The 17,771-nt window shown below is 34.7% G+C and carries 20 protein-coding genes; 19 read left to right on the top strand and 1 reads right to left on the bottom strand.

The window, feature by feature from the left end; genetic code table 11:
- The first annotated feature begins 45 nt into the window (after window positions 1-45).
- Complete coding sequence (locus tag NE544_RS01720; RefSeq protein WP_256268113.1) at window positions 46-1,005, top strand: helix-turn-helix domain-containing protein; 960 nt, start codon at window positions 46-48, stop codon at window positions 1,003-1,005.
- 30 nt (window positions 1,006-1,035) lie between these two features.
- Here NE544_RS01720 and NE544_RS01725 read toward each other — a convergent pair whose 3' ends face one another.
- On the bottom strand, window positions 1,036-2,271 hold the full coding sequence (locus tag NE544_RS01725) for an MFS transporter (protein ID WP_256268114.1): 1,236 nt from the start codon (window positions 2,269-2,271) through the stop codon (window positions 1,036-1,038).
- Between the two features lie 210 nt (window positions 2,272-2,481).
- On the opposite strand from NE544_RS01725, the gene NE544_RS01730 reads away from it, so the two are divergent.
- From NE544_RS01730 to atpH, 18 genes are all read left to right on the top strand, one after another.
- A complete protein-coding gene (locus NE544_RS01730; RefSeq protein ID WP_256268115.1) occupies window positions 2,482-5,400 on the top strand; it encodes an acyl-CoA dehydratase activase in 2,919 nt (972 codons plus the stop codon).
- A 2-nt stretch (window positions 5,401-5,402) separates the two neighbouring features.
- On the top strand, window positions 5,403-6,659 hold the full coding sequence (locus NE544_RS01735) for a 2-hydroxyacyl-CoA dehydratase (protein WP_256268116.1): 1,257 nt from the start codon (window positions 5,403-5,405) through the stop codon (window positions 6,657-6,659).
- Entirely contained in the window at window positions 6,656-7,879 is a 1,224-nt protein-coding gene (locus NE544_RS01740) for an NUDIX domain-containing protein (RefSeq protein ID WP_256268117.1), read from the top strand. The genes NE544_RS01735 and NE544_RS01740 overlap by 4 nt, the downstream gene beginning before the upstream one ends.
- 106 nt (window positions 7,880-7,985) lie before the next feature.
- Window positions 7,986-8,279 (top strand): 30S ribosomal protein S6, encoded by a 294-nt coding sequence (rpsF, locus tag NE544_RS01745; RefSeq protein ID WP_117572080.1) that lies wholly within the window; start codon window positions 7,986-7,988, stop codon window positions 8,277-8,279.
- A 16-nt stretch (window positions 8,280-8,295) separates the two neighbouring features.
- Complete coding sequence (gene ssb / locus NE544_RS01750) at window positions 8,296-8,814, top strand: single-stranded DNA-binding protein (RefSeq protein WP_117572079.1); 519 nt, start codon at window positions 8,296-8,298, stop codon at window positions 8,812-8,814.
- A gap of 17 nt (window positions 8,815-8,831) precedes the next feature.
- Window positions 8,832-9,062, top strand: a complete 231-nt coding sequence (gene rpsR, locus NE544_RS01755; RefSeq protein WP_003864783.1) for a 30S ribosomal protein S18 — start codon at window positions 8,832-8,834, stop codon at window positions 9,060-9,062.
- Window positions 9,063-9,111: 49 nt separating this feature from the next.
- The gene (locus tag NE544_RS01760; protein ID WP_117572078.1) at window positions 9,112-9,966 is read left to right on the top strand and encodes a DUF2232 domain-containing protein; all 855 of its coding nucleotides are present in this window, start codon (window positions 9,112-9,114) and stop codon (window positions 9,964-9,966) included.
- Window positions 9,967-9,977: 11 nt separating this feature from the next.
- Window positions 9,978-11,948, top strand: coding sequence for a DHH family phosphoesterase (locus NE544_RS01765; protein ID WP_199670791.1), 1,971 nt, complete (start codon window positions 9,978-9,980; stop codon window positions 11,946-11,948).
- A complete protein-coding gene (gene rplI / locus NE544_RS01770) occupies window positions 11,929-12,378 on the top strand; it encodes a 50S ribosomal protein L9 (protein WP_117572076.1) in 450 nt (149 codons plus the stop codon). The genes NE544_RS01765 and rplI overlap by 20 nt, the downstream gene beginning before the upstream one ends.
- Before the next feature lies 1 nt (window position 12,379).
- On the top strand, window positions 12,380-13,726 hold the full coding sequence (dnaB, locus tag NE544_RS01775) for a replicative DNA helicase (RefSeq protein WP_117572075.1): 1,347 nt from the start codon (window positions 12,380-12,382) through the stop codon (window positions 13,724-13,726).
- On the top strand, window positions 13,716-14,456 hold the full coding sequence (locus NE544_RS01780; RefSeq protein ID WP_256268118.1) for an MBL fold metallo-hydrolase: 741 nt from the start codon (window positions 13,716-13,718) through the stop codon (window positions 14,454-14,456). Before dnaB ends, NE544_RS01780 begins: the two co-directional genes overlap by 11 nt.
- 133 nt (window positions 14,457-14,589) lie before the next feature.
- Window positions 14,590-15,210: a uracil phosphoribosyltransferase gene (gene upp / locus NE544_RS01785; RefSeq protein ID WP_118114299.1), complete on the top strand. Its 621-nt coding sequence runs from the start codon at window positions 14,590-14,592 to the stop codon at window positions 15,208-15,210.
- A gap of 27 nt (window positions 15,211-15,237) precedes the next feature.
- Entirely contained in the window at window positions 15,238-15,381 is a 144-nt protein-coding gene (locus NE544_RS01790; RefSeq protein WP_227402493.1) for an AtpZ/AtpI family protein, read from the top strand.
- Between the two features lie 4 nt (window positions 15,382-15,385).
- On the top strand, window positions 15,386-15,754 hold the full coding sequence (locus tag NE544_RS01795; RefSeq protein ID WP_117926267.1) for a hypothetical protein: 369 nt from the start codon (window positions 15,386-15,388) through the stop codon (window positions 15,752-15,754).
- The gene (gene atpB / locus NE544_RS01800; protein ID WP_118114298.1) at window positions 15,747-16,454 is read left to right on the top strand and encodes a F0F1 ATP synthase subunit A; all 708 of its coding nucleotides are present in this window, start codon (window positions 15,747-15,749) and stop codon (window positions 16,452-16,454) included. The genes NE544_RS01795 and atpB overlap by 8 nt, the downstream gene beginning before the upstream one ends.
- 19 nt (window positions 16,455-16,473) lie before the next feature.
- A complete protein-coding gene (gene atpE, locus NE544_RS01805; protein WP_003864774.1) occupies window positions 16,474-16,716 on the top strand; it encodes an ATP synthase F0 subunit C in 243 nt (80 codons plus the stop codon).
- Window positions 16,717-16,734: 18 nt separating this feature from the next.
- Entirely contained in the window at window positions 16,735-17,250 is a 516-nt protein-coding gene (gene atpF, locus NE544_RS01810; protein ID WP_118114297.1) for a F0F1 ATP synthase subunit B, read from the top strand.
- Window positions 17,244-17,771, top strand: a complete 528-nt coding sequence (atpH, locus tag NE544_RS01815) for an ATP synthase F1 subunit delta (RefSeq protein ID WP_227993837.1) — start codon at window positions 17,244-17,246, stop codon at window positions 17,769-17,771. The genes atpF and atpH overlap by 7 nt, the downstream gene beginning before the upstream one ends.

Below are 17,771 nucleotides of genomic sequence, written 5' to 3' on the forward strand. Positions count from 1 at the left end.
ATGCAACTGCAAATTTTAGTAAACTTTGGCTAAGGAGGAAGAACTATGATTCTAGCTGATAAAATAATTGAAGAAAGAAAAAAGAATGGATGGACACAAGAAGATTTGGCACAAAAACTAGGCGTATCCAGACAATCGGTTTCAAAATGGGAAAGTGCAGGAGCAATTCCAGATTTAAAAAAGATCATTCAGTTGGCTGACTTATTTGGAGTGCGTACAGATTACTTGTTAAAAGATGAAGTTGAAAAAGAAAATACAGAGACAATATGCGATACAGATTGTGAATTACATCGTATGAGTATGGAAGAAGCAAATGCATATATGAATGAAAAGAAAAAAGCAGCACCTATGCTTGCGAATGCGACAACATTATGTATCCTAAGTCCAATTCCTTTATTTCTAGTTTCAACTTTCAATAATGGCTTAGCCATTGGAATTGCGTGTACCACATTATTAGGTATGGTTGCACTTGCAGTATTTATCTTCATTAAAATAGGAATTAAATTGAGCCCTTTACAATATTTGGAACAAGAACCCTTTGAAACAGAATATGGTGTAACAGGACTTATCAAAGAAAAGAATCAAAGCTATCAAGAACATTATTCTTTCTGTCTAGCATGTGGTGTTGTTCTATGTATCCTATCGGTAATTCCGTTGATCATTGCAGGTTGCATGGAAACATCTGATTATGTGTGTACATTATGTTTAGCTGTATTACTAATTTTGGTTTCCATTGGCGTGAATATTCTAATTCGTGTTTCCACAATAAAAAGTAGCTATGATACATTGCTGCAAGAAGGTGACTTTACGAAAAAAGAAAAGCTCGCAAAGAAGAAAACGGAAACATTCACGGGTGCATATTGGTGTCTTGTAACAGCTGTTTATCTTGGTTGGAGCTTATGGACAAAACAATGGGATATCACCTATATTATCTGGCCTGTTGCAGCTGTCTTATATGCAGCCATGTATGGAATTATAAGAATGGTCATGAAATTAGATAAATAAAAAGATTGTACGTTACTTGTACAATCTTTTTTAGTCGTCCATTTTAGATACTTTATTAAAGATCAGATATCCAATCACAAACATGATGGAGATAGCGGCAACACCTAAGTTTTGTTTACCCGTAATCTGTGTTACAACACCAATCAACATAGTTCCTAAAAAGCTAGCACCTTTACCACAGATATCAAATAGTCCGAAGTATTCACCACTGGCATTTTCTGGAATGATTTTTGCAAAGTATGATCTAGATAAAGCTTGAATACCACCTTGGAAACATCCAACCGCAACCGCTAATATCCAGAATTCCCATTGTTTATCCAATTGTACGGCAAATAAAGCAATTAAGAAGTATGCGATGATCGCAACCTTAATCAATGAAGCCGTATCTTTTGTTTTGGATAATACAGCGAATGTTAAACTTGCGGGGAAGGCAACAATTTGCGTCAATAATAAAGCTAATAGAAGACCAGTTGTATTTAATCCTAAACTTGTTCCGTAGGCGGTAGCCATATCAATAATTGTATAAACACCATCGATGTAGAAGAAGAATGCAAATAAGAATAAGAAGACTTTCTTTTGTTCTTTTGCCTTCATTAAAGTGTCTTTCAAACGAGCAAATGTATCTAATGCAGGATGTGCTTCTGGTTCAATATAGTATTTTTGTTTGTAGCTTTTTACTAAAGGAAGTGTAAAGGCAATCCACCATACAGCATTTAAGATGAATGCGATCATCATGGCTGTCTTTAATGTCATTCCCATTTTGTCATACATTAATACAAAGACTAAACTAATAATAAATGGAACAACACTACCGATATATCCCCATGCATAACCTTTTGAACTTACGGCATCCATTCTTTCTTCTGTAGTAATGTCTGTAAGCATTGAATCATATACGATCAAAGATAAAGAATAGGCAACTTTGGCAGCAATAAATAGGACTAGAAATGCAAACCAAGAACTTGGAATCCAAAAACATGCAAGGGCTAATGCACCTAGCATTGCACAAGTTAAGAAGATTTTTTTCTTGTGATCTTTATAGTCAGCCAGTGTTCCAAGAATTGGACCAGCAAGTGCAACAATTAATGTTGAAAGACTTGCTGCATAGCTCCAATAACTTAGGTAGTTGTGTTCGGCTACACCTTGTGAGCTTGAAAGATAATTAAAATAGATAGGAAGAATTGTCGCGACTAATAAAATAAAGGCAGAGTTTCCCATGTCGTAACAAATCCACTTGAATTCAAGTTTTGTTAATTTGTTTTTCATTTGATTTACCAACTTTCCAAAAATAATTATAACAATCCCATGTATTGAACATGTTAACTATTCGTTAATTTAATGATATATGTTTTGTCTCGAATAATCTACAACAAAGTGAACATATTTTGTAAGTTGTCGTTATTTTCATTTGAATACATGAAAATAAATGAAAAATGAGTATAATAATACTGATAATAAAATAAAATGGAGGAGATTATGGGTTATCGTATAGGATTCGACATTGGAAGTACAACAATCAAAGCAGTTGTTTTAGATGAAAATAACCAAATCTGTTATAAAAGTTATGAAAGGCACAAGGCGCAAGTGCGTCAAAAAGCTTTAGATAAATTAGTAGAATTAAAGAAATATACAAAAGAACCATTTAAATTCGCAATCAGCGGATCAGGGGCTTTAGGATTAAGCGAACAAGGAGAATTGCCTTTTGTTCAAGAAGTATTTGCAAGTGCGACTGGAGTTAGTAAATTATACCCGGGAACAGATTGTGCTATCGAACTTGGTGGAGAAGATGCGAAAATTCTTTTCTTTCAAGGAAGTGTAGAACAACGAATGAATTCAACTTGTGCTGGGGGTACAGGAGCTTTTATTGATCAAATGGCTACCTTATTAAATATGTCTTTGGAAGAAATGAATGAAGCTAGTTTAAACTATCATCGTTTATATCCCATCGCATCTCGCTGTGGTGTGTTTGCGAAAACAGATATTCAGCCATTGATCAATCAGGGTGTGGATAAATGTGATTTATGTGCCAGTATTTTTCAGGCAGTAGTGGATCAAACCATTACTTCACTAGCACAGGGAAGAAAAATTGAAGGAAACATTCTGTTTTTAGGCGGACCACTTTACTTTATGAGTGGATTAAGAAATCGATTTGTTGAAACTTTAAAGTTAAGTGATGTACAAGTAAATTGTCCTGACACAGCCATTAACTTTGTGGCTTTAGGAACTGCCATTTGTGCAGATCAAGAATATACATATGATGAATTGTATAAGGCTTTAGAAGATTTGGTGCATGCACCGGCTAAATTAACTGAATCAAAACCTTTGTTTGAAAGTGAAGAAGACTATCAAAAATTTATTGAACGTCATAAATCACATGATGCGAAGTATGCAGATTTAAAAAATTATGCAGGTAAAGCTTATTTAGGAATTGATTCGGGTTCAACGACCACAAAACTCGTTTTACTCGATGAAAACGATGCAATTCTATATGATTCTTATACATCAAATAAGGGAAATCCATTGGATGTTGTATTAGGGGATTTAAAGAAAATTTATGAAACAAATCCAAATATTAAAATCTATGGATCCTATGCGACAGGTTATGGCGAAGAATTAATGCGTCATGCTTTCCATTTGGATGGTGGAATCGTTGAAACAATGGCACACTATACAGCTGCTCGATCTTTCAATCCAGAAGTAGATTACATTCTAGATATTGGTGGGCAGGATATTAAGTGTTTTAAAATTCGTGATGGACACATTGATGATATTGTATTGAATGAAGCTTGTTCAAGTGGATGTGGTTCATTTATTGAAACGTTCGCAAAATCATTGGGGTATGATGCAAAAGAATTTGCGACACTTGGATTAAAATCGAAACACCCTGTTGATTTAGGAACTCGTTGTACAGTGTTTATGAATTCAGGGGTTAAACAAGCCCAAAAGAATGGGGCAAGTATTGAAGATATTTCGGCTGGACTTTGTAAATCTGTTGTAAAGAATGCGTTATATAAAGTTATTCGTGCAAAAAATAAGGACGATATTGGAAAGCATATCGTTGTGCAAGGTGGAACTTTCCAAAATGATTCTGTACTTCGTTGTTTTGAACAAGAACTTGGACTTGAAGTCATTCGACCAAGCATTGCACCTTTAATGGGGGCTTATGGAGCAGCTTTATATGCGAAAAAATTACATCGAACAAGAAGCAATATTTTGAATTATGAACAACTAGTTAAATTTACGCATAAATCACAATCTGTTGCTTGCCAAGGCTGCAACAATCATTGTTCATTGACAATTAATACATTCAATGATGGAACACGCTTAGTTGCAGGAAACAAATGTGAAAAAATGGTGCATAATTTAGACACAAAGAAGGAAGAATTACCAGACTTATACAAAATCAAAACGGACATGTTGAATGCGCAAAAGAAAAAATTTAAACATGATAAAAAAATTGGTATGCCTTTAGTTTTAAATAACTATGACTTATTGCCTTTCTGGACGCGTTTCTTTGATAGTTTAGGCTACGAAATTGTGTGGTCAACACCTAGTACTAAAGAAATGTATCATTCAGGACAACAAAGCATTCCTAGTGATACGGCATGTTTTCCTGCTAAAGTTGTGCACGGACATATTCAACAATTGATTGATAAAGGTGTGGATGTGATTTTCTATCCATGTATGACCTATAATGTAGATGAACATCAATCGGATAACCATTATAATTGTCCATTGGTTGCCTACTATCCAGAAGTGATTGCGGCCAATATGGATTTTGATAAGACAAAAATTGTATATCCATTCATTAATTTTGATCATGATGCGACTTTTGCGAAGGCCATTCGTATGCATTTTGAAAAGGTGGGTATTCATTTTAGCGAAAAAGATATTATTATTGCGAAAAATGCAGCTACAAATGAGTATGAAGCATTCCATGAACAATTAGTAAAGGAACATCGAAAAGCTGTAGCGTATGCACGCGAAAACAATCATCCAATTATTGTGCTTTGTGGACGCCCATATCATTTAGATCCACTGATTAATCATCAAATGAATCAGTTGTTGACACAACTTGGCTTTGTGGTTGTTAGTGAGGAAAGTGTCCCTCGTCAAAAGAATCATAAAGTGAATGTTTTAAATCAATGGACGTATCATGCAAGACTTTATCAAGCAGCACATTATGTAGTTGAGAATAAAGATATGAACTTGATTCAACTTGTAAGCTTTGGATGTGGTATTGATGCCATTACAAGTGATGAGGTTCGAGATATATTAAAGGATGGAAATAAATTTTATACTCAAATCAAAATTGATGAAATTGATAATTTAGGTGCGGCAAAAATTCGTTTGCGTTCGTTGAAAGAGGCAATTGGCCAACAGAAAGGAGTCTAAAATTGAGTTTAGAATATACATTATTTAATTCAGATATGAAGAAGGATTATACAATTTTAGTTCCTTCTATGCTTCCTATTCACTTTCGCTTATTGACACCTGTCTTTGCGAAAAGCGGATATAAATTAGAAGTTTTGACAAATGAAGGGGAGCAAGTACGTGAAGAAGGTTTAGCACATGTGCATAATGATACTTGTTATCCAGCGTTGTTGGTTATTGGACAGATGATTGATGCGTTAAAAAGTGGAAAATATGATATGGATCATGTAGCCTGTGCTATTACACAAACGGCAGGAGGGTGTCGTGCAAGTAATTATCTTTCTTTATTGAGAAAAGCTTTGGCTATGGAAGGATGGCAACACATTCCTTGTTTATCTGCCAATGCGAATGGTCTAGAAAAAGGTAGTAGCGTTGAATTTACAATGCCTTTGATTCTTCGCATTCTTTATGGAGCTTTATATGGTGATGCTTTAATGTGGTTAAGCAATCAGGTGAAGCCTTATGAACTTGAAAAAGGAGCTACAGATAAGGCGGTAAATCAGTTTATTGATGAATTGATTCCAATGTTTGAACATGGATCTTATAAACAATCAAAGCGTATTTATAAAAAGATGTTGGAAATGTTTAAGGCGATTCCACAAGATCGTACTCAGATAAAGATTCGTATTGGAATTGTTGGGGAAATTTATATGAAATATTCTCCATTAGGTAATCAACACTTAGAAGATTATTTAATTGAAGAAGGCTTTGAACCAGTGCTTTCTGGCGTCATGGATTTTGCGCTATATTGTGTAGAAAATTCAATTATTGATTATGAGTATTATCATATGCACGAAAAAAATCACTATATATACAATATAGTAAAAGATGTGATTATGCGTATGCAGAAAACATTTAGAGATATAGTAAAAAAAGATGGCACTTTTATTGCACCAGACGATTTTAGTGAAGTCATTGATAACGGAAAAGCATTTATTGATCCAGGTGTAAAAATGGGTGAAGGTTGGCTTTTAACAGGTGAAGTTGTTTCACTTATTAAATCTGACGTTACTAATGTGATTAGTGCACAGCCATTCGGTTGTCTGCCAAATCATATCGTTGCCAAAGGTATGGTTCGTAAGATTAAGGATGAATATCCGAAAGCGAATATTGTTGCGATTGATTATGATCCAAGCGCATCAAAGGTAAATCAGGAAAATCGTATTCGATTGATGTTGGCAAATGCCAAGTTAAGTGAAGAAATGAAGGCAAGTATATGATGGAATTTGTATATGCCTATGCCTACTTTGTTTTGTATGCCTTTTTAGGTTGGGTTTGTGAAGATTTATATTGTGGAATTCCCGCAAAGAAATTTATTAACCGAGGCTTCTTTTATGGTCCGTATTGCCCAATCTATGGAGTAGGTGCTTTACTGGTTTTATATCCTTTATTGTTTGTGAAAGATTATCCTATACTTGTGTTTGTTTTAGGTGTCATTATTACGAGTGCTTTGGAATATATTACAAGTTGGGTAATGGAAATTTTATTTAAAACAAGATGGTGGGATTATTCGGAAAGATTTATGAATATTAATGGGCGCGTATGTTTGTTGAATTCCACTTTATTTGGCATTATGTCTATTGTGGTGGTTTATATCATTCATCCTGTAATTCAAGATATCGTAATGGATATTCCTTTTACGGCATTGATGAGTTTTTTATCAGCTTTTACAATTGGATTTGGTATCGACTGTGTATTTACTGTACTTGCCTTACTTCGTCGCAAACAAGTATTCCAGAAAGTACAAGTTCAAATGGAAGCTTTCAAAAAGGATTTCGAAGCCGAAAGTCAATTGCGTGTTCAAGAAGCGCAAGAAGCTTTCCAAGAATGGATGTTGTCTCGTCCTGATTTATCCCAGCGTATAGAAGAATTCCAAAGCAGTTTGGACAACTTCTCTTTAGAAGCAAAAAAACATATTTCAAAAGCTTTCCCAGAACGTCGTATTTCTACAGAAATTCGTAATATTGTAGCGGATGGTAAATTAGCACTTGAAAGAAGACGATTAAATGCGAATAAGCAAGCTGAATATTGCGAATTAACAAATATGGTTATGATTCAGGATGAAAAGGGTAATGTGTTAGTTCAAAATAGCAAAAATCCAAATGGATATACATTGCCAACTGGTCATATTGAACTTGGTGAATCATTTGTACAATCAGCAATGCGTGATGTGAAAGAAAAAACTGGTTTAAATGTTGAACAGTTATGTTTGTGTGGAACAAAACAATTTATCTCGAGTGATAATTGCAGACATATTGTTTTCTTATATAAAACAAATGTGTTTAATGGAATTGAAAATGAAGAATCAAAGTGGATTCCACTGTCAAATATTCATGATTATAAGTTGATTTCAGGTTTAAATGATGTTCTAGAAGTGTTTGAAGGAACAAAATATAATGAGCTTTACTATAATGCTCAATATCAATTAAAAAAATATTAGACTTTGTGGTTTACAAGCAAAGTCTTTTTTTGTTATAATAACTAAGCAGGTTTATGCCTGTTCTCTGCTTCGTAAGAAGCCAAAAAGACCAAAGGGAGGTGTACACATGAAAAAATATGAAATTATGTACATTGTGAATGCATCTTTAGATGATGCAGCGTTCAAAACAGTTTCAGATCGTTTACATGCAACAATCACTGAAAACGGTGGTTCAATTGACAAAGTAGATGACTGGGGTGTGAAAGAATTCGCTTACGAAATCGATCACATGAAAAAGGGACACTATGTAGTTATCAATGTAACTGCAAATAATGCAGGAGTTTTCGAATTCCAACGTTTGTCTCGTATCAGCAACAATGTAATTCGTGTTATGGTTGTTAAAACTGAAGGCGAAAAATAATCGAGGTTAAATAAATATGATTAATCGAGTAGTATTGGTTGGGCGTTTGACACGTGATCCTGAATTACGTAAAACGCAAAGTGGAACAAGTGTTTGCTCATTCACAATGGCAGTTGGTCGTCGTGTTTCAACACAAGGACAGCCAGATGCAGATTTTATTAACTGTGTTGCTTGGAATAAAACAGCTGATTTAATGACACAGTATTTACACAAAGGTTCATTGATTGGTTTAGAAGGACGTATTCAAACTCGTTCTTATGACAATCAACAAGGACAAAGGGTATATGTTACAGAGGTTGTCGCAGAAAGTGTTCAATTCTTAGAACCTAAAAATGCACAATCAGGTTATTCAGCTCCAAGCCAGGATTATGGAATGAATCAAGGTTTTGCTCAAAATACATATGCTGCTCCTGCACAGAATGGATATAATCAAAATCCATATTCAAATCCTGTGCAGAATACAAATAACGCATTTGATTCAACATTCAATGCAGATGATTCACTAGATATTGCTAGTGATGATCTACCATTCTAGAAAGGAAGGACTTACTTATGGCATTTAAAAAACAACGTATGGGTCGTAAAAAAGTTTGTTACTTCACTAAGAACAAAATTAAGGAAATCGACTACAAAGACGTAGAATTATTAAAACGTTTCATCAACGCTAACGGAAAAATTATTCCTAGACGTGTGACTGGAACTCGTGCAAAATACCAAAGAATGTTAGCAACAGCTATTAAACGTGCTCGTCAAATGGCTTTGTTACCTTACGTGGTTGACTAATTAGACTTCATATATTGAAGTCTTTTTTTTTATTTTATATAATAGTCGTATGATAAAAACAAAACAAATTACTAAAGGCGCGATGGTTTGCGCTATTTATGGAGCTTTATTATTTTTAAATCAACAGAGTGCATTGATGATTGAATCCAGCGCTTCTTGGATTTTTGCATTTCCTGTACTTATTTATACAGCCATGAATGGTGTTAAAATGGGCGCATTGGTTACCATATGCATGGGTTTGATGACGATGTTTTTTGGTGGCTTTACAACCTGGTTTTATAGTTGGACCTCATTATTAATTGGATTTATATATGGGGTGGGCGTGTTTAAACATGCTAAGAATATGACTAATTTTATTATTTGTTTTATTCTTTCTATTATAGCCAATTTATGCATTATTCTATTGTGGAGTACTTTGTTTGGCATTGATTTCTATGAGGATTTCCGCTTGATTTCACAATATATTCCTTTCATAAGCTTAAAAGTATTTACATACTTGATGATAGGATTACTAGGTCTATTACAGGCATTATGTATTCATTTAGTAGCATTAATGGTGTGTTTACGTATGCATATGGACATTATTCCGCCGCAACCATTATCTAAGGTACAAAGCCCAAGATGGATAGGCATAGGTTCTGTTGTGGTGTGGATTGCGTTCTTTTTTGTTCAAAATGTGATAGAATGTCCAACGGGGATCGTTGATTTAGCACAAGTTATTTTCTTTGTGGATTGTACCTTGTTATTATATTTTGGAGTTGTTTATTTTATGAGTTTATGTGTCAAATACCAAAAGAAGAAATGGTCATTTCTTTCTATTTTTGGTGCGTTTGTGCCTGGACTTAATTTATTGTGGATGTTTATGGGAGAGTTGGACTGTCTTTTACAGTTACGAAAAGAATAGAGGTTTTCTATATGAAACAGTTTGAAAAGTGGCGTAGTCTATGCATTACAGGTCTAGCTTTGGGCCTTATACTATCAATCCTGTTGTTTTTAAAGAAAGAATATATATATATGATTGCCGCTTTGATTGTATGGATTGTTTTTATCTGTGCTTTCTTTGGCTTTTGGAAATCTTTAAAAGAACATGGAATGAAGACGGAAGTAGATATTTCAAGAGTTTTAGGTAAAGATGCCAAAGATGCTTTGAATTTTGGTGATGTGGGTATCTTAACTTATAACGAAGAATACATTGTAACTTGGGCTTCACCTTTCTTTAAAGAGAAGGGTATTACGTTGACTAATAGTAAATTAACCAGCTGGATCAGTAATATTCGTACTTTGTTTGATGACGATGTGGATATGGTTATTGGAAAATCGGAAGGTCGAATTTACGAAATCACGAGAAAAAGAGATGCTCAAATTTTATATGTGAAAGATATTACAGATTACTATAATATGCGTCAGCAGTATTTGGACAATGAAATAGTGATTGGGTTGTTGCAGCTAGATAACTATATGGAATATCAGTCTTATGAAAATGAAGAAATCATGGCCCAAATCAATACACATTTAAGAGCTGCTTTAGTAACGTGGGCTAAAGATAATAAGATGTTTGTTAGACGTTTACGTTCAGATCGTTTTTTGGTGATTTTGAATAAAGAAATCTTAACGGAAGTACGGAAGCAGAATTTTACTATTTTACAACTTATTAAGGATGAGGCAAATAAATTAGATGTTTCAATTACGTTAAGTATGGCTTTTGCGTATGGATCAAATGATTTTACGGTACTCGATGATATGGTCAATGAATTGATTGAACTTGCACAAAGTCGTGGTGGAGATCAGGCGGCTATTCGTTCAAGTGGAGGAACGGTTCAATTTGTGGGTGGAAACTCAGAAACAAGTTCAACACGTTCTAAAGTTCGTGTACGCATTATGGCACAATCTATTCAAGAAGCTATTATGGAATCGAATCGTGTCTATATTGCAGGGCATGTTATGAGTGATTTTGACTGTATGGGAGCATGTCTAGCTTTATCTAGCTGGGTACATGCGTTAGGCAAGGAAGTATTTATTGTTTTAAAGGATGTTCCTAGGGATGAGCAGCTTCAAGAAATGATGAATTCATTTGTTACTGTCATTCAAGAAAGACATACTTTGATTACTCCAGATGAGGCGATGGATTCTATAGATTATAATAAAGATTTATTGATTATGGCTGATCATGGTATTCCTGCAATATCAAGTGTCAAAGAATTTGTGGATCAATGCAATCGTATCCTTGTGATTGATCATCATAGACGTAGTGATGCGTTTGTTAAGAATACTTTGTTGACATATGTTGAAAGCAGTGCAAGTTCAGCGTGTGAATTAATTGTTGAATTGCTTCAAAATATTCCAAATCATATTCCTATTTATGAAATGGAAGCGACGATTATGTATTTGGGTATTTTAGTGGATACAAATCGTTTTAAAATGCATACGGATGCCCGTACGTTTGAAGCAGCAGCTGCCTTACAAAATTGGGGAGCTAATACAAGTCGTGCTGAAAAAGCTTTGTGTGAAGACTATTTGTATTTCTCTATGAAGAATGCATTGATTCAGCAGGCAAAACCTTACTACAATCATTTTATGATTGCAGCGATTGATGATGAAACATTAGATAAGACGATGATGGCTCAGGTTTCACAAGCTTTATTATTGATTAAAGGCTGTGTTGCTAGTTTTACCATCGCAAAGGTAAAGACAAATCCGAATGCCGTTGCGGTAAGTGCTCGTAGTGATGGGTCTTATAATGTTCAAAAAATTATGGAAAAGTTAAATGGTGGTGGCCACTTTAGTGCGGCTGCTGTCGAAAGAGAAGGTGTATCCGTGCAACAGATGAAGGATATGATCTTAAATTGTATAGAGGAGGAACTTAAAAATGAAGGTAATATTGCTTAAAGATATTCGTAAATTAGGAAAGAAAGATGATGTAGTTGAGGTAAGTGATGGCTACGCAAGAAATTTCTTATTTAAGAATAAATCGGCGATTGCGTATACAAAGGGTTCTGCCAAAGTTTTAGATAAACAAATGGAAGAAAGAGCTGAACATGAGGCTGAGTTAAAAAAAGAAGCTGAAGCTTTGAGCGAAACTTTAAAGGGTATTACTTTAGAGTTTACTTTGAGTACAGGTAAAAATGGAGCTACTTTTGGTTCTGTTTCTAGTAAACAAATTGTGGAAGCTTTATCTAAAAAAGGGATTCGTGTAGATAAAAGAAAACTTCAATTGGAACAATCTATCGCATCTTTAGGTGTGACTCGTGTTCCTGTGGATTTATATCGTGGACAAGTGATTGGTGAAATTGTTGTTCATGTAAGTGAAAAGGCATAATATGTCGCGTGAAATGCCTAACGCAGTTTCCTTAGAACAATCAGTGCTTGGCTCTTTGATGGTATATCCTAAAGTCATTCAAGATTGTCAGGAACTCGATCTACATGCAGAAGAATTTTATTTGCCTTCTCATCAGCAGATTTATCAGGCTATCTGTACAATTCATGAAAATGGTCAGCCTATTGATATGAATACGGTGGTCAATCGTTTACAGGAAACAGATCAGTTAGAGTCTAGTCAAGGAGCAGATTATATTATTCGTTTGGCAGACTCAGCTATTTCGAGTGCAACATCAAGATCTTATATTGAAACGATCAAAAACAAGGCACAGCTAAGAAGGTTGATTTATGTTGCGGATAAAATTAGTGAAGAAGGCTATTCATCTGGCGAAGATATTGATACAGTTTTAGATGATGCGGAACGTTTAGTTATGGATGTAACTAGACATCGTAGGGGAAGCGAATTTGAATCAAGTGAAGAAATCGTTACTCGTGTCATTAATGAATTAAAAGAGCTTCGTACGATGAAAGGTGTAACTGGAATTGAAACGGGTTATGTCTTATTGGATCGTATGACGAATGGTTTTCAGCGAGGCGATTTAATTATTCTTGCAGCTCGTCCTGCCATGGGAAAGAGTGCCTTGGCTTTAAATTTTGCAGCTCAAGTTGCGAAACGTAATGAAGGAGCTGTTGCGATATTTTCACTGGAAATGCCTAGTGATTCGATGATGAAGCGTTTAATGAGTTCGGAATCTCAGGTATATTCGGATAAGCTTCGTAGTGGTAAATTGACAAATGAAGAAATGTCTCGTTTATATGAGGCAGGTTCACATTTGAGTGAAAGAAAGATTTATATTGATGACACAAGTAGTATCAAGGTATCTCAGATTTTCTCGAAGTGTCGTAAATTAAAGAGTGAAAATGGCTCTATTTCTTTAGTTGTAATTGACTACTTGCAGCTGATTACGGGAACACGTGCAGATTCTCGTCAACAAGAGGTTAGTGATATTTCGCGTAATTTAAAAATTTTGGCAAAAGAAATGGAATGTCCAGTTATTGCGCTTTCTCAGCTTTCTCGTAAGGTTGAAGAAAGAACGGATCATGAACCGCAATTGTCCGATTTACGTGAGTCTGGATCAATCGAGCAGGATGCCGATATCGTAATGTTTCTATATCGTAGTAATTATTATGATAAAGATAAGGAATCACAAGAAGAAACAGAAGTTGTTGATTTATCTTTGGCAAAACATCGTAATGGTGGTATTGGAAAGATTCAATTGGCTTTTGAAAAGAATATATCTCGTTTTACAAATTTAGAAGCCTCTGGAGATGATATTTATGCGCATTGATTTATTGTGTAGTGGCTCAAAAGGCAACAGTTGTTTGATTCGTCATGACGATACGCAATTGTTGATTGATTGTGGTTCAACAAAAAAGTATTTGATGGAAAGCTTTAAAAAGGTTGGAGCTTGTGTTGATGATACAAATGGTGTCTTGATTAGTCATGCTCATTCGGATCATGTTTCGCAGTTAAAGCATTTTAAGCATTTGGATGTGTATTCTTATTGTGATTTAAAGGATGCGTTAGGTAAACATGATGTAGTACCGAATCAAAAGTTGATTATCAAAGATTTGAGCATTCAATTTCTAGGTTTGTCTCATGATTCGCCACATACAATTGGTTTTGTGGTAGAGTCGGATAAAGAAAAACTTGTGTATGTAACAGATACAGGTTATGTACCCAATCAAATCAAACCGTATATTGCGAATGCAGACCATTATATCTTTGAAAGCAATCACGATGTGGATCGTTTGATGCATACAAAGCGTCCGATGTTTTTAAAGCAGCGTATTTTGAGTGATAATGGGCATTTGAATAATGAAGATTCAAGTTTAAATTTAACTTCCTTGATCAATGCGAAGACAAAAAATATTGTTCTTGCGCATTTGAGTGAAGAGGCGAATACGCAAGATCTAGCATTGGATACATTTTCGAATGTACTATTACGAAAGGACTTACATCCTTCTGGAATTGATGTAAGAGCGGCAAAGCAGTTTGAAATTTTGACAATTGAGTAGAATTGTTTACTGATTAAAAAATTGAATATCTATATAATTAAGCACTGGAAGATTTGGGGAAAACCCTTTCTTTCAGTGTTTTCTATTATGGACAAGGATGGTATAATTATGGCTATAAAGGTAGGTAATTTAAATGTTAAAAGTTATTGATCATCCGTTGATTAAGCATAAATTAACAGTTATGCGAAAAAAAGAAACGGGAACGAAAGATTTTCGTCAAAATTTAGATGAAATTGGAGGATTAATGGTTTATGAAATCACTCGTGATTTGCCTTTGAAACCAATTGAAATCGAAACACCAATTTGTCAGTACACAGGTTATGAATTGGCTAAAAAAGTCGTGATTGTGCCAATTTTACGTGCTGGACTAGGTATGGTAAATGGAATTCAGGATTTGATTCCAACCGCAAAGATTGCACATGTTGGTATGTATCGTGATGAAGAAACGCTAGAGCCACATACTTATTTTGAAAAATATCCAAAGAACTTAGAAGATGCGATCACAATCGTTGTGGATCCAATGTTGGCAACTGGTGGTTCAAGTGTAGCAGCAATCGATATGGTTAAGAAGCAAGGGGCTACAAATGTGAAGTTGGTTTGTTTGGTTGGTGCACCTGAAGGTGTTAAAGCAGTTGAAAAAGCACATCCAGATGTAGATATTTACTTAGCTTCATTAGATGACCATTTAAATGAACATGGATATATTGTTCCTGGTTTAGGAGATGCTGGAGATCGTATTTTCGGTACGAAGTAATTGATGAAACCTTATGCTTTTTCGGGAATGTTATGCACAAGCATGCTCATATTTGGACTTATTGGTTATAATATTGATGGCTGGTTACATACTACGCCTTTATTTGTGATTGTAGGTTTAATGTACAGCATTATTGGTAGTATTATTTTATTAATAAAAAAATCGAGGTAAAGCAATGCAGCAAATGAATAAAAAAATAGTAAAGTATACTTTGATATTTAGTTTATTTTGCTCTTTGGTTTGTGCAGTTATTTTTCATTCTCAAATGATTCAAGTATTTATAGCGGTTTGGATAGGTTGCCTTACAGGCTTAGTGGGGTATCGTAAGATTGTTCAAATGGCTTTAAATATTCCAACAGATGAAATAGCTGGAAAAAAGATAGGTACACAAGAATACATGAAAAGATATCTTATGTATGGTCTAGTTTTAGTTATTTGTCAATTAATGGAGTTGCCAATTTTGGCAGTTCTTGTTGGGCTTATGTGCAATAAAGGAGCTATTCTTTTATATGCACTAAAAGAAAAGGAGGATTTCCATGAGTGATGTAAGTGCAATTATCATTCACATTGGAAAGTTCTCTTTACAGATTCAACAATCTATTCTTGTATGGCTTGGAATTTGTGTTTTCTTTGCGTTTTTCTTCTACTTTGCGGGGAAGAAAATTGAAAAACAAGATCCTTCAAAAGCTAGTAAAGGGATTGTGTATATTTGTGAGGAGATCTACAACTTAGTGCTTTACGTAATTAAAGATAACTTAAGGGAAACTACAAAGAAATATATTCCTATGTTTGGCACTTTGATTGTGATGATGATTGTAAGTAACTTGATTGGTTTGATTGGGCTTCAAAATCCAACGAGCAATGTAAGTTTTAATGCGACATTGGCTGTCACAATGTGGTTGATGATCCAAGGTAATGGTATTAAAAAAGGTGGATTATTAGCACGAATGAAAGAGTTGACAGAGCCGATGTTCTTGTTGACACCATTGAATGTCATAGGAGAGTTGGCGTTGCCTATCTCATTAACAATGCGTTTATTTGGTAATATTTTGGCAGGATATATCATTTCTATGTTGGTGTATACATTGATTAAAATGTTGATGCCAATAGGATTGTTAGGATTATTAGTAACACCATTTTTGCATATGTATTTTGATATATTCTCAGGTGTAATTCAGACATATATCTTCTTTACACTAAGCTCGTTCTTCTTAGGACAGCAAGTGGCGATTCAAGAAGATTAATAAATAGGAGGAAAATAAAATGTTTAATGAATTTTTCGTACGTGGTATGGCTTGCTTAGGTGCAGGTATTGCGATGATTGCTGGTTTAGGTCCTGGTATTGGTCAGGGTATTGCAGCTAGTAAAGGTGCAGAAAGCGTTGGTCGTAACCCAGATGCAGCAAGTAAAATTCAATCTATCATGGTATTAGGTATCGCCTTAGCCGAAACAACAGGTATCTATGCTTTGATCATTGCGATTTTATTGATTTTCATTAAAGGTTAATGATTAGGAGAATCGGTAATGATTGACTTTAATATTGACAATTATTTGCGAATTTCATTGACCGATGTTGTTTTAGTTTGTATTTCTACTTTTTTGATTGTAATGTTTGCCAAAAAATTCTTTTGGGAAAAATTACTAACATTAATTCAAAAACGACAAGATTTAATTCAAGAAAATATCGATTCTTCAGTAGCTATTAAAAAGCAGGCTGAAGATGTCAAAGAACAGTATGATGAAAAATTGCGTAATGTATCGCAAGAAGCTCATACCATTCTTGTTTCAGCTAGAGCACATGCGGATCAAGAAAAACAGCAGATTATAAAAGAAGCAAATGACGAAGCTTTGCGTATTAAGAAAAACGCAAATGAAGATATCGAACGTCAGAAGCGTGACGCTCAAAAAGAAATGAAAAAAGCAATTAGCGATGTTGCATTAAGCGCAGCTAGTCAGTTGATTAAAAAAGAAATGGATGAAGAAACACAGAAGCAGTTTGTGGAAGATTTTATTGAACAGGCAGGCGATAAACAATGGTAGATTACACGCCTTATGCCCAGGCTCTATTTGAATTAGCACAAGATTCAAAGCAAGAAATGGCTTGGATGTCAGAGCTAAAGCAAGTAGCGCAAGTGATTACTTCAGTACCAGAATTAAGCAAGATTCTAGCACATCCAAGTATTCCTCGAGTAAAGAAAAAGGAAATCATCCAAACAGCTTTCGAATCCGAATTAGATACAACTGTATTTCGTTTCTTGCTTGTGTTAAATGAGCATAATGAACTTTCTCATCTTGATAAAATCAGTGATGCGTATGAAGAGTGTTATCGAAAGAAACATAGAATTGAAATCGTCAAAGTAACGAGTGCATCAAAACTAGATGAAGATCAATTATCAAGATTGAAAGAGATGTTAGAGAAAAAAATGAATAAGACACTTGAACTTGAAGTACAAGTGGATCCATCTTTGATTGCAGGTATTAAAGTACAGGCAAATGATTTAGTGATGGATAATACGGTCATTGCGAAGATTGACGCAATGAAGGAAGCAATTAATAGATAA

The organism is Holdemanella sp. MSK.7.32 (assembly GCF_024460475.1).
GTDB lineage: Bacteria > Bacillota_I > Bacilli_A > Erysipelotrichales > Erysipelotrichaceae > Holdemanella.